This window comes from Lacinutrix himadriensis (assembly GCF_001418105.1).
Lineage (GTDB): Bacteria > Bacteroidota > Bacteroidia > Flavobacteriales > Flavobacteriaceae > Oceanihabitans > Oceanihabitans himadriense.
The window spans coordinates 215,516-228,715 of the sequence record NZ_LIQI01000027.1; the positions used below are offsets into that span (position 1 = coordinate 215,516).

Annotated in this window: 18 protein-coding genes; 16 read left to right on the plus strand and 2 right to left on the minus strand. The window is 30.8% G+C overall.

Annotated elements, in window-relative coordinates:
• Positions 1-34 precede the first annotated feature (34 nt).
• A complete protein-coding gene (locus AMD28_RS14155; protein ID WP_055445049.1) occupies positions 35-889 on the minus strand; it encodes an OmpA/MotB family protein in 855 nt (284 codons plus the stop codon).
• A 134-nt stretch (positions 890-1,023) separates the two neighbouring features.
• A complete protein-coding gene (locus AMD28_RS14160) occupies positions 1,024-1,326 on the minus strand; it encodes a hypothetical protein (RefSeq protein WP_055444793.1) in 303 nt (100 codons plus the stop codon).
• Between the two features lie 154 nt (positions 1,327-1,480).
• On the opposite strand from AMD28_RS14160, the gene AMD28_RS14165 reads away from it, so the two are divergent.
• The 16 genes from AMD28_RS14165 (at position 1,481) to AMD28_RS14235 (ending at position 13,125) form a co-directional block, all read left to right on the plus strand.
• A complete protein-coding gene (locus AMD28_RS14165; RefSeq protein WP_055444794.1) occupies positions 1,481-2,707 on the plus strand; it encodes a class I SAM-dependent rRNA methyltransferase in 1,227 nt (408 codons plus the stop codon).
• Positions 2,708-2,753: 46 nt separating this feature from the next.
• On the plus strand, positions 2,754-3,257 hold the full coding sequence (locus AMD28_RS14170) for a CIA30 family protein (RefSeq protein ID WP_055444795.1): 504 nt from the start codon (positions 2,754-2,756) through the stop codon (positions 3,255-3,257).
• 270 nt (positions 3,258-3,527) lie between these two features.
• On the plus strand, positions 3,528-4,160 hold the full coding sequence (locus AMD28_RS14175; RefSeq protein WP_055444796.1) for a hypothetical protein: 633 nt from the start codon (positions 3,528-3,530) through the stop codon (positions 4,158-4,160).
• A gap of 213 nt (positions 4,161-4,373) precedes the next feature.
• Positions 4,374-5,492 carry a DEAD/DEAH box helicase gene (locus AMD28_RS14180; protein WP_055444797.1) on the plus strand — a complete coding sequence of 373 codons (1,119 nt, stop codon included), beginning with the start codon at positions 4,374-4,376 and terminating at the stop codon, positions 5,490-5,492.
• 36 nt (positions 5,493-5,528) lie between these two features.
• Complete coding sequence (locus AMD28_RS14185; RefSeq protein ID WP_055444798.1) at positions 5,529-6,107, plus strand: RNA polymerase sigma factor; 579 nt, start codon at positions 5,529-5,531, stop codon at positions 6,105-6,107.
• 36 nt (positions 6,108-6,143) lie between these two features.
• Positions 6,144-6,455, plus strand: a complete 312-nt coding sequence (locus tag AMD28_RS14190; protein ID WP_055444799.1) for a hypothetical protein — start codon at positions 6,144-6,146, stop codon at positions 6,453-6,455.
• A 4-nt stretch (positions 6,456-6,459) separates the two neighbouring features.
• Positions 6,460-6,987 carry a periplasmic heavy metal sensor gene (locus AMD28_RS14195; protein WP_055444800.1) on the plus strand — a complete coding sequence of 176 codons (528 nt, stop codon included), beginning with the start codon at positions 6,460-6,462 and terminating at the stop codon, positions 6,985-6,987.
• Between the two features lie 125 nt (positions 6,988-7,112).
• Positions 7,113-7,397 carry an EF-hand domain-containing protein gene (locus AMD28_RS14200; RefSeq protein WP_083478324.1) on the plus strand — a complete coding sequence of 95 codons (285 nt, stop codon included), beginning with the start codon at positions 7,113-7,115 and terminating at the stop codon, positions 7,395-7,397.
• Between the two features lie 139 nt (positions 7,398-7,536).
• A complete protein-coding gene (locus AMD28_RS19045) occupies positions 7,537-7,671 on the plus strand; it encodes a hypothetical protein (protein ID WP_275077409.1) in 135 nt (44 codons plus the stop codon).
• A 125-nt stretch (positions 7,672-7,796) separates the two neighbouring features.
• The gene (locus tag AMD28_RS14205) at positions 7,797-8,534 is read left to right on the plus strand and encodes a YHYH protein (protein WP_241492522.1); all 738 of its coding nucleotides are present in this window, start codon (positions 7,797-7,799) and stop codon (positions 8,532-8,534) included.
• Between the two features lie 12 nt (positions 8,535-8,546).
• The gene (locus AMD28_RS14210) at positions 8,547-9,164 is read left to right on the plus strand and encodes a DUF6702 family protein (protein WP_055444801.1); all 618 of its coding nucleotides are present in this window, start codon (positions 8,547-8,549) and stop codon (positions 9,162-9,164) included.
• Positions 9,165-9,385: 221 nt separating this feature from the next.
• Complete coding sequence (locus AMD28_RS14215; protein ID WP_055444802.1) at positions 9,386-9,670, plus strand: EF-hand domain-containing protein; 285 nt, start codon at positions 9,386-9,388, stop codon at positions 9,668-9,670.
• Between the two features lie 95 nt (positions 9,671-9,765).
• Positions 9,766-10,470 carry a CotH kinase family protein gene (locus tag AMD28_RS14220; protein ID WP_206542243.1) on the plus strand — a complete coding sequence of 235 codons (705 nt, stop codon included), beginning with the start codon at positions 9,766-9,768 and terminating at the stop codon, positions 10,468-10,470.
• Positions 10,471-10,609: 139 nt separating this feature from the next.
• Positions 10,610-11,359: a hypothetical protein gene (locus tag AMD28_RS14225; RefSeq protein WP_055444804.1), complete on the plus strand. Its 750-nt coding sequence runs from the start codon at positions 10,610-10,612 to the stop codon at positions 11,357-11,359.
• 74 nt (positions 11,360-11,433) lie between these two features.
• Complete coding sequence (locus tag AMD28_RS14230) at positions 11,434-11,970, plus strand: CREC-EF hand family protein (RefSeq protein WP_055444805.1); 537 nt, start codon at positions 11,434-11,436, stop codon at positions 11,968-11,970.
• A gap of 18 nt (positions 11,971-11,988) precedes the next feature.
• Entirely contained in the window at positions 11,989-13,125 is a 1,137-nt protein-coding gene (locus AMD28_RS14235) for a YHYH protein (RefSeq protein ID WP_055444806.1), read from the plus strand.
• The last annotated feature ends 75 nt before the right edge of the window (positions 13,126-13,200 follow it).

Here is a 13,200-nt window from a genome sequence, read left to right on the forward strand (position 1 = left end):
GTTGCGTTTTTTTATTTATAAAATGATGTTCTGTTTAATTATCTTCAGACATTAAAGCAAAAAACTTATCAATGTTTGGTAATATAATAATTCTTGTTCTTCTGTTTCTAGCTCTATCTTCTCTAGTATCATTACCTACTAAAGGTTGGTAGCTGCTACGTCCTGAAGCAATTAATTTTTCTGGAGCTACGTTATATTGTTGTTGTAATTTTCTAACTACAGACGTTGCACGTAACACACTTAAGTCCCAGTTGTCTTGTAATTTATCTGTGTTTATACTTCTAGCATCTGTATGGCCTTCTACCATAACATCTATACTAGATTCTGAGTTTACCACATCTGCTATTTTTTGTAAAATATCATTTGCTTTATTGCTAACTCTATAGCTTCCAGAATTAAATAACATTTTATCTGAAATAGATATCATAACCACCGTTTCATCAATGCTAATTGCAATATCATCACTTTCATCAAAAGAAGTCGTATTCATTCTTTTCTTCAAGTTATAAGAAACAGCCAAGTCCATAGAATCTTTTAAAGTTTTTGCCTGACTTACTAAATTAGGATCCACTTTCGTTAAAGTTTCACGCATCTTTGTTTTTGTGTTGTTAGACATTACTGCAACACCAGCAACATTTTCCATTTTAGAGTCATTCTCTTCGCTTAAAGAACTATTTAAAGAAGCTAATGTGTTAATTTTAGTATTGTATTGATCTACGCGTTCTTGTATAGCAGCAAACTTACCTTCAAGATCTTCCTTCGCTACTTTAGTTTTAGTTAATTCACTTTTAATTTCACCGTTTTCATGTTCTAATGCAAGAAATTTCTTTTTAGAAACACATGAGGTTAAGACTATTGCAACAAGTAGTAGTATGGATGTTTTTTTCATAATAAATGTATAGTTATTGTTTTCTTTATGTACGCAGAAAATCTTAATATGGTTTATCTGCATCTTCATTTTTTATTTATATAAAAAAACACAGCCTAATAAAAGGCTGTGTTTTAGATGTCTGTGTGAAATATTTATTCCGAAAGAATTTCTAAATCTTCAATGGTTAGAACTTCCATTTTGTTTTCCATTTCATCCAAAATGGTTTCTGTAGAGTAAGTGATTTTAAAGTTTTGTCCAATAAAGTTTTCATTTTTCAAATCAAATTTCTTGCTTGTTTCATCAGAAATAGCATCAAAAACATGTGCTGTATCTGCATCATCACTAAAATAAAAGGCTTCATTTTCTATTCCATCAAATGTAGCGGTAATCGTTTTTTTGTCTTGAATACTAGTAAAAGACACAAGTGTAAAAAAGGCAATTAAAAGAGTTTTCATGTTTTATGTTTTTTAAAATTATATGATATATACGTCGAAGCAGAATCTTTAGACTTGGATAAAATTATATTTAACACATTTAACAATTTTTAATCTATTACAAATTACTGCTAATCGCTAGCTGCATATTTCATACTTTTGCAAAAATATTTTTATGCATTTTACAAGAACTTTTTCTACTACAAATACTAGTCAACGTATTGCTGTTAAACTTAACGCAAATGGAGAGAGATCTGTAATGCAAAAACATCCTTGGGTTTTTTCAGATAGTATTATAAAAACGAATAAAGATCCACAAACAGGAGATTTAGCAATTATTTTCGGAAAGAATAAAAACAAAATTATTGGCTTTGGGTTATTCGATTTAGCGTCACCTATTCGAATAAAAATGATTCATCATGGCGATCCAATTGCTATAGATGCTACTTTTTTTAATCAGAAAATAGCGGAAGCTTTTAGCAAAAGAAGTTCTTTACTAAAAACAAACACCAATAGTTATCGATTGCTTTTTGGCGAGAATGATGGTTTTCCTGGTTTAATTGCAGATGTGTATGCTACGGTTTTAGTGGTGAAAATATATTCTGAAATATGGCTAAACTATTTACAAAACATATTAGAATCCTTAATAAGCACCAGCAATTGCAAAACTGTTGTTGTGCGATTAAGTAGAAGTTTAGAGCAAAGTAAAGCACATGATTTAAAGGATGGAGAAGTGGTTTATGGTGTTTTAGAAAAGGAAGTGGTACAGTTTGTGGAGCATGGTGTGCAATTTTCTGCCAATGTAATTCACGGACATAAGACAGGATACTTTTTAGATCATAGATTAAACCGAAAACAAGTAGGAGCATGGAGTCGTGGTAAAACGGTGCTAGATGTTTTTAGTTATGCTGGCGGATTTTCGGTACATGCATTAGCAAATCAAGCAAAAGAGGTTACCAGTTTAGATATTAGTAAACAAGCTTTGGAAATGGCGGTTGCTAACGGAAAATTAAATACCTATTCTGGAAAGCATAAAACCATTGCTGGAGATGCTTTTGCTGCAATGAAACAATTAATAAAAGATAAAACTACTTTTGATGTGGTAGTTATAGATCCCCCAAGTTTTGCAAAGCAGCAAAGCGAAATAGATTTAGCAAAAAAGAAATATGCACAATTGGCGACTTTAGGTTTAGAACTTACAGCACCAAACGGTTTGCTTGTTTTGGCTTCTTGTTCTAGTAGAATTCTTGCACAAACGTTTTTCGATATTAATGCACAAGTTTTAAGAGATTCTAATAGGAATTATAACGTGATTTTAAAAACAGAACACGATACAGACCATCCTGTTGGTTTCCCAGAAGGTGCTTATTTAAAATGTGGTTATTATAGATTAGACAAATAACTTCGTTACGAGAATGAAAAGTATTTAATTATTCTAAGTTTTGTGTATGGCATATCCAGATAGTACATCCAATATTTTTGATTTTAAATCAAAAGAAGACACCAATAATTGGTATGTTATTAATGATGGTGTCATGGGAGGGCTTTCTACAAGTTCCTTAGAAATTAACCCAGATGGAAAAGCGCTATTTAAAGGTCATGTGACTACAGAAAACAATGGTGGTTTTGCTTCCGTTCGATATACTTTTTCTAAAAAAGAGGTTTCCAAGTTTACCCATATAGTACTCCGAATTAAAGGAGATGGTAAAGACTATCAATTCCGAATTAAAGAAGAACAAGAGCAACGTCATTCTTATATAGCTCCTTTTTCTAGTTCTGGAAAGTGGGAGGTCCTTAAAATTCCGTTATCCAAATTCTATCCTAGTTTTAGAGGAAACACATTAGATATTCCAAATTTTTCTGGAAAGTCTATGGAAGAAATTGCATTTCTAATTGCTAATAAAACAAAAGAATCTTTTCAACTAGAAATAGAGTCTATTTTACTGGAATAAAAGAAAATAAATGGCTCAGAAATAAGGAAGAATCTATACAAATATAAATTTATGCTTTTTTATTTTTGTTTGCTTTATAGTCCAAAATCGGATACCAGAAACTAGGTGTAATGGCATCGTTTAATCCAAATACTCGAAATTTAGTGTTCCTTTCATCGTATTTTTTTGAATAAAAATTCTTTTCATCGTGTATTTTTATAGTTCATAAGATTTATTGTGTGCTATTGCATTGAATATTATAGTTTTAACCTGTTGAAACTATCAATTATTATGAAAAGCTTAGTTACTATTTTTTGTTGTACCCTTTTTTTTGGAGCCTGTCAAACGTTACATGCACAAGATTCTGTAGATAATTCTATAGCACTTGCCATTAACTTTCAAGAAGATTATTCGGATGCTAATTCGGAAATAAAGGAATTTAATAAAAATACAGATAGTGTTCCTGATTTTCAGTTAAAAGAAGAAAAAATTAAAATCGTTGGAACCATTTTTCAATCCGATGGAATAACGCCTGCCAATAATGTAACGCTTTCTATATCACAACCAGATGAAGATGGTTATTACAGTATTCAAAAAGAGAATGATAAACGTCACATATACCATAGCGCATCTATTACAACAGATGTGGATGGTACGTATACTTTTTATACGTTTATCCCTGGAACTGTGCATAGAAGTGGCCGTGTAAAATCTATTCGTCCTGTTATAAAGGAAGAAGGTAAGGAAGCTTATGAGCTAAACGCTTTTTATTTTGACAATGATCCTTTGCTAACTAAATATCGTATTAAACGATTGACGAAAAAAGGCCTAGATAAAAGCATTCTAAAATTAGAAAAAAAAGAAGATATGTTTGTTGCCAATAAAGATATTATTCTTGGTAAAGATCTTTTAGACTGCAAATAAAAAGATTACTTCAAAAACTTAATAAATACAAAACATCTTGAAACAAACACAAGATGTTTTTTGCTTTAGTGTCTTTTTTCAGGAGCTAGAAATCCTAAAAAGTTGAATTTTGTTTTTCGTCTAAATAATATTAAAACGTGTAGTAGAAAGAATATTCAGATTATATTCGTTTTATTTGTGTACAATTAATAGTAAAATAGATTAGAACCCATTATGGCATCATTTTCAGAATTAGGTATTCATAAAAACTACGTGAAATCCTTAAAAGAATTAGGGATTAAAGCACCTACGGAAATTCAAGAACAAGCAATTCCTATTTTAATACAATCTAAAACAGATTTAGTAGGTTTAGCCCAAACAGGTACAGGGAAAACTGCTGCCTATGGTTTGCCAGTTTTACATCGTATTAATCCTAAAAAAGCAGAAATACAAGCTTTAATTTTATCACCAACCAGAGAGCTGGTACAGCAAATTAAAAAGCAGCTTTTTAAATTCACCAAGTATAACGATACTAAAATATTTTGTGAAGGTGTTTATGGCGGTGAGAAAATAGATATTCAAATAAAAAACCTAAAACGTACTACACATATTATTGTGGCTACTCCAGGACGTTTGGTAGATCTTATTAATAGAGAAGTTATTGATTTACAAAATGTAGAAACCTTAGTTTTAGACGAGGCAGACGAAATGCTAAGTATGGGTTTTAAAGATGATTTAACTACCATTTTAAAAACGACTAAAGCTTCTAAAAATACGTGGTTATTTTCTGCAACCATGCCAGAAAGTTTAAAAGACATCGTAAAAAGATATATTAAACCAGATGCAGTTAGACTAGAGATAAATAGAAATAGCTTAGTAAATGCTAATATTTCCCATTCTTTTATTGAAACTACTATCCAAAATAAAATTAATGTACTAGTATCTGTTTTAGAGGAAAGAACAGAAGAACGTGGAATCATTTTTTGTAAAACAAAAGCAGGAACACAAGCGTTAACGCATCAGTTACAGCAAGAAGGATTTAATGTAGGTGCTTTAGAAGGGGATATGCAACAAAGAGATCGTGAAAAAGTTATGCGTGCTTTTAAAAATACTAGTGTACAAATATTAATATCTACAGATGTTTCGGCAAGAGGAATCGATGTAAATAATTTAGGTTTCGTAATTCATTATCAATTACCAGAACATTTAGAATATTATACACATAGATCTGGAAGAACAGCTAGAGCAGGAAAAAAAGGAGAATCTATAGCTTTAGTCTTATCGAATGAAGTTTCTAGAGTTCAAGAAATTGAAAAAGCGCTTGGTATTAAAATAAAGCAAAAAACAGTTTAAATTATTTTTATAATTTACTAGGATTAAATTACGCATTTGGAAGAACAAGATTTTATAAATGATTTAAGAGAAGGAAAGCAATTTGCCTACGGAAAGCTTTTGGACCTTTTTCAGCAAAAAGTATTTGCGACTTGTATTTCTTTTGTGCCTAACAAAGAAGATGCAGAAGATATTGCGCAAGATGTTTTTGTAGAGGTTTTTAATTCTATTCATAAATTTAAAGGGAATTCTAAATTATCTACTTGGATTTATAGAATAGCAACCAATAAATGTCTAGAGTTTATTAGAAAAAAGAACACCAAAAAACGTTTTGCATTTTTACAATCCTTAACAGGAAATGATATTGCTTTAGATAAAACAAATTATTTTACAGAGATCAAGCATCCCGGAATTGTTTTAGAACAAAAGGAAACGAGTGAAACCTTATTTTACGCTATTAATCAATTGCCAGAAGCACAAAGAATCGTATTTACATTAAATAAAATTGACGATAAAAGTTATAAGGAAATTAGCGAGATTACAGATAAAAGCATCAGTTCTATTGAGTCTTTATTGTTTAGAGCAAAAAAGAATTTACAGGTATCTCTAGAACATTTTTATAAAAATGAAAAATAAGCGCAAGTTTTTGCAAATTTATGCATCTAAATAAATATGAAAACAAATAATACCATTCAAGAAAAAATAGACAATACCTTTAAAGCTGCTGAAGCTATTGAAGAAGTTGCTATTTCGCCTTTTTTTAAAGATAAAACCATGCAACGTTTGTTTTCGCAACAAGAAGAAGAAAAAGTTGCTTGGTCTTGGTTCTCACCTAAATTACAACTAGCTACTTTGATATGTGTAGTTGCTTTAAACGTACTCGCATTTTCAAAGTTTCAAAAAACAAAATATGAAGAGAATGTCAATCTATTTGCAGAAACGTATGGTTTATCTACAAGTACAGAAACATCGCTATTAAATTAAGAATATGAAAAAGAATACCGTTTTATATATTTTACTTGTCTTTTTAATTGTTGTAAATGGTTTTTTTCTGTTTAACTACATGGGGAAATCTAATGATAACAAAGCCGAAGGACGTAAGGATCCCATGAGCTTTTTAAGAAAAGAATTAAAGTTTAATGCTGCACAACTTGAAAAATTACAAACTATAAATGCTACACATCATGAAAAAATGATGCGTACTAGTGATGATTTAAGGGATTTAAAAGATGCATTGTTGAATAATATTTCTAATGCTTCGGTAGATGAAAAAGCGATAGATTCTATTACAAGATTAATAGGGGATAAACAGGCAAACCTAGAAAAGGAAGTCTATTATCACTTTAATAGTATTCACGATTTATGTGATGAAAAACAAAAAGTAAAATTTAAGAAAATTATAAAAGACGCACTTCGTAGAGGAGGAGATGAAGGCGGAAGGCCTCCACGATCAGAAAGACCGGAAAGGCCGGAAAGACCAGATGGTCATAGACCTCCACCACCAAACGATTTTTAATAAAATATTATCTAAAAGCGCTTCATAAATGAAGCGCTTTTTTTTTGGCTTTTATTTAACAATATGCAGCACAAGGAATTAAATATGTTGGCATCTAAAAGAACATAACAATAAATATTTTAGATATGAAAAGTAGCACAATTAAAAAAACAGTTTTAGCATTTGGTATAGTAGTATTAATATCTAATAGCGCTTTTTCACAATCTCAAAACCGACAAGAAAAAACGCCACCGTCTTTTAGTGAACTAATAAAAGAAATGGATGCAAACGAAGATGGTAAACTTTCTAAAGATGAAATTAAAGGGCCTTTAAAAGAAGATTTTTCTAAAATTGATACCGATGAAGATGGTTTTATTTCAGAAGAAGAATTTAAAAATGCGCCAAAGCCTAAAGGAAGAGGAAGGAAATAATAAAGTTGAAAAATCAATTTCGATTGATTATTAACCCGTTGTTAATTTTCATTATAGATTTTAACTTTTTTCTTAAAAAGAATAATACAAGTACTATACAATTAACACCTCTAAATAATTAAACCAAAAATATATAATTATGAATTTCAAATTTTTAAATAAAGTATTATCAATAGCACTTGCTATGATTGCTATTTGTTTTGTTGCTTGTAGTAGTGATGATGATAATACAACAACAGAAGCAGATACTACAGTAGAACCGTTATCAATGTAGATTCATCTTTATTTTTAACCAATACATCAGCAGTTACCATAACTGTAGTTCCTTGTACATTATCTGATGGTACAGATACCGATTGTTATCAAATAGTAGCAACAAGTACACCTACAGATCATGAAATGGGTCCTTGGTGTCCAGAAAACATTTCAGATGATGCGTCAGCAGGAGGTATTTGGCTAGAGAATGGTCAGGTTTATGACGTAGATGGAGCATTCATTGAAAATATGGCAACATTTTATAATGACTCAACTTGGTTAATGTACGATGGTAATGGAGATATTTACACTACAGAAACAGAAGACGATTGTGCTAATGCTGCAAATCCAAATGTTGGAGCAGAATATGAGAATTTTTGTGTAGAATGTTTACCATCTTACGTTGCAGATTTAACACAAACGTACTTAATACCAATTACACCTGTAAAACAAACAACACCAATATCTTTTGGTGGTGTTGGAGGACCTCCAGGACAAAGTACTGGACCATCACAAAGAGGATTAGCCTTTAATGGAGTTGTCTTTGATGCTCCAGCACCAACAGACGCTATTTTAGGGGCTTATACTTTAGCTCCTTTTGATGATGCAGGTGGGCATGTTAATTTAAATGCAGGTTATCATTATCATGCAGCAACAGGAGTATCTACTCAAATAACTCAAGATGATGATCATGCTGCTATGATTGGTTATGCTATAGATGGTCATGGTTTATATGCGCAATTAGATGTTAATGGAAATGAGCCAACAGATTTAGACGATTGTAGAGGTCATACAGATGAAACAAGAGGCTATCATTATCATGTAGATGCTCCAGGAAATAACAATTTTATTGATTGCATTTATGGTGCATATGTAAATTAAAAAACAAAACAAATGAAAAAGATAATCATACTTGCACTATTTCTATTCACTTCGGTGGTTATGAAAGCGCATCAACCAAATGTTTCTACAACAATGTTGGTAGAGAAAGAGAACAATACATGGATATTACAAATTAGCGCATCTTTATCTGCTTTTCAACAAGAAATAAAAACACATTATGCTGAAACTCCTTATAAAACACCTGAGGAGTTTCAGAAAATGGTAATTGAATACCTTAAAAATAATCTAGAAATTAACTTTAACCAAAATCAAGAGATTACTTTAGGTAAAGGTTATGTAAAGCTAGGTCACGAAACAAAAGTAGTTTTTGAGGTGTTTGGTGTTCCTTCAGAAATAAATGCTGTTTTTGTGAAAAATAGCGCGTTTAAAGATATTCATAAAAACCAAAGTGCTTTAGTACTTTTAAAAGAAGGTTTTAATAAAGAACACTTTGTTTTAAATGATAAAAACAATCATGCTTTAAATTTATTAGTAGACAAAAATAAATTTTTAGTTAAAACTAAAAATCAAGCAAGTTTCTTTTCGTATAACATTTTGTTTATTTTATTAGGTATAACAGTTGCTGGGTTATTAACTAAGATTATAATGAAAAAATCAATTAAAATTTAGTTGTTGAAATAGCGAAAATAAAAACAACGTATTAACTAATAGAAATTTAGCCATGTTTGGTTTTATATTTATTCTATTTAGATACATATCTTGTGTAGTAGTGATTTTTAAAAAGGACTCTTCATTTTGAAGAGTTTTTTTTGGCTTTTATTTAACAATATGCAGCACAAGGAATTAAATATGTTGGCATCTAAAAGAACATAACGATAAATATTCTAGATATGAAAAGTAGCACAATTAAAAAAACAGTTTTAGCATTTGGTATAGTAGTATTAATATCTAATGGCGCTTTTGCACAATCTCAAAACCGACAAGAAAAAACGCCACCGTCTTTTAGTGAACTAATAAAAGAAATGGATGCAAACGAAGATGGTAAACTTTCTAAAGATGAAATTAAAGGGCCTTTAAAAGAAGATTTTTCTAAAATTGATACCGATGAAGATGGTTTTATTTCAGAAGAAGAATTTAAAAATGCGCCAAAGCCTAAAGGGAGAGGAAAGAAATAAAGAATAGTTTTTTGAGTGATTAGTTGATTGAAATTAAAGCTTCGTGTGATTGCGAAGCTTTTTTTACAATTAGAAAAATAATAAATATGAAGAAAATGAAAAAATTAAAAAGAAGCATCCATTTTCTTTTTGTGTCTTTAACATGTAGTAGTTTTATAATAACGTTCCAAGCGTGCAGTACAGATGATGATACAGAGGTGACAACAGAAGAGTTTGATGATAGCAATTTTGAAACATTAGATTGGACCACAACAACACATAGCAATGAAGTAGATCCAAACATGGATGAAGTTTTTGATAACAATACTGTGAAGAAATTAGAAATTGTTATTACAGAAACACGTTGGCAAAGTATGTTGGATACTATGACAGAAACGTATGGCACTTTTGGTGCAGGAGCAAACTCTGAATCTATAGATACAGAGGAAGGGGCTATTTTTGTTCCTTCAGAAGTGTTTTACAATGGTTTGGAGTGGTATAGAGTTGGCCTGAGTTTTAATGAAAACTCAAGTTTACAGCGTAGTTGGCAAAATGGCATTTTAAAGCTATCCTTTAAATTAGATTTCGACTTTTTTGGAGATGCGTATCCGCAAATTGATGCCCAACGCTTTTATGGGTTTAAAAAATTAAACCTTAAAAATAATTTTGATAACAAATCGATGTTACAAGAAAACGGAACAACAGATACGTCTTCTTATTCCGTATTAGTGGCTTTTTATAAAGTGTATATAGACCATGGAGATGGATCGGAATATTTTGGTTTATATACTTTGGTTCAAGAAGTAGATGAGACCGTTTGAGGGTAATAATATAATGACGATTATTTAATTGAATTTACTGTTGGGCCATAATTATTGAATTTAAAGACCTCACAAAGTAAAAGTGATAACGCTTTTTTACCAACAAGTAATTTAATCTAAAGTTTTAAAATAGGTAAGCATGAAGATTTTCAGAAAAATTAGAAGAACATTAGTAGCTTCAGGTAAAACAAAAAATTACCTACTATATGCTTTTGGAGAAATTTTATTGATTGTGATAGGTATCCTAATAGCTTGGAAAATCAATAGTATCAATGAAGTTAGAAAAAACAGAATTGTAGAATTAAAAATTTACCAAAGTTTAAATGAAGAGTTAAACGCGAATTTAATTTTATTAGATTCTTCCATCGTTAGGTATGCTCAAAATGTACAAACCATGCAAAACACCATTCAAAGTATACGTTCGCAATCCCATGATCTAACTAATGAAACCAAAGAAGGCATTATTAATGTAAATCATAAAATCACCAAACTGCAAAGTGGTGCAATAAACTCGGTTAGTAGTACTAATAAATTCGAATTTATTGAAAGTGATTTGTTACGGGATTTAATTGCTTCGTACCCAAATGAATTAAATAATTTTGAAAACCAAGAATTAAAAATTGGAAACATAGTTGTTAATCGTTTACAACCGGTTATCGAATCGCACATATCATTAATTGATATTCTTTTAACTCGGAATGTAAAATATAAGAATACCGAGTCTTATTCTAAACAAACCGATTATAATAAATTATTAAACAGCAGAGACTATCAAAATGTACTGGTTGATAGGTTAATACAAACAGAAAGTCAGCTAACAATTGCCAATAACTTAAGAGATAAAACGCAAATAATTGCTTTTAAATTAAATAAAGAATTAGGCAATTAATAAAGCAGGAAAAAATAAAAAATCAAGCACAAGTTTTTTAACAATAATGCATCTAAAGTAGAAACACAAAACAAATGAAAAAGAATAACTTAAAAACAACGATTACTATTTTTTCCATGCTATTATGTTTTAGCCTTTTTGCACAAGGACCTCCAGGTGGAGGAGGTAGTCGTGGTGGCGGACAAGGAAGAGGAGGCCAAAAAGGAGGACCACCCGAAGCTTCCGAAATTTTATCCAAGTTAGATACCAACAAGGATAATTATATAGATAAAGACGAAGCTGCTAAAGATAAAAGAGGGAAAATTTCTGAAGATTTTGAGGTAATTGATAGTAATGGTGACGAACTAATAGATTTAGAAGAATTAGATGCTTCGTTAAACGATAGAAAACCTAAAAAAGTTTCGCCTAAAAAATTAATTAAAGAAGTGGATGATAATGGTGATGGTACGCTAAATGAATTAGAGGTTGCTGCCAAAGGGGAAAAAGAACTTTCTGATGATTTTAGTGCAATAGATACCAATGAAGATGGAGAATTAGACATCGAAGAATTGAAAGCCTTTTTTGAAAAAAACGTAAGTACTAAAAAATCAAAACGTAAAAAAAGAGATTAACGCTAACTAAAATTAAAGATGAAAAATGCTTATAAAATTATAGTAGTTCTTTTAGCAGCTACACTATTAAACTGTAAAAGTAATACAAATGCACACAGTCATGATGGTCAAGAAAATCATACACATGTAAGTGATAATATTTCAGAAACAACCAATGATTATTTTGGTAATTACGATTTAGAGGATGCCACTTATGGTACAAAAACCAGAGTTACTATTACAAAAGATTCTCGAATCATGGTAACAAACTCTTTACCAAATCATGAAACCGGAAGTTTTCCAAATCCGGGAAACCCAAATACTATTTCGGCACAAAATAAAACCTATACGTTTCCATTAAACCCTGTTTATACTGGTAAATCACAATGGATGCGTGAACCAGGGATTGCTTTAAATGGTATTAAGTTTGAACCACAAACAGCAGAAGTTGTGGTTTGCGAAACGGGTGAAAATTATAGAGTAGAAGCAATTCAAGATATTATAGATCTTGGCTTAGATTTTAATCATGCACATGTACAGCCAACAGGAGCTTATCATTATCATGGTACACCAACTTCTATGATAGAAAAAATGGGTACAGGAAAAGATATCATTCATATTGGTTTTGCGCATGATGGTTTTCCTATTTATTACTCTAAAAGCGGAAAGTACAAACCAAGTTTTGAACTTTTAGATGGAAATAGAGAAGGTGAAGATTGTACTTATGATAATCCGAAAGAGCATTTAGATATTGCTGTTGGCGGACATCATGATGGGAGTTTTGGTTCCGATTATGAGTATGTAGATGGATTGGGAGATTTAGATGAATGCAATGGTGTGGTAGTAGATGGTCAATACATGTATTTTGTCACTAAAGAGTTTCCGTATGTTGGTAGATGTGTTATGGGAGAGGTTTCTTTAGATAGTAATCAAGGTGGACCACCAAGCGGTCAACAAGGAGGAGGACGTCCTAGTGCTTCCCAAATTTTTAAGCAAATGGATGCTAATAAGGATGGAAAACTTTCTAGGACAGAAACACAAGGACCATTAAAAGAAGATTTTTCTACAATAGATATAAATAAAGATACTTATATATCTATAGAAGAATTAGAAAATGCTTCTAAAGGTAATAATCAAAGACCACAAGGAGGAAAACCTCAAGGTAGAAGGAATTAAAAAAAAAATAATTTGAAAAGTCGCGCAAGTTATTCCAATTTAAAACATCTAAAAACTAAATACTAAAAAACAACA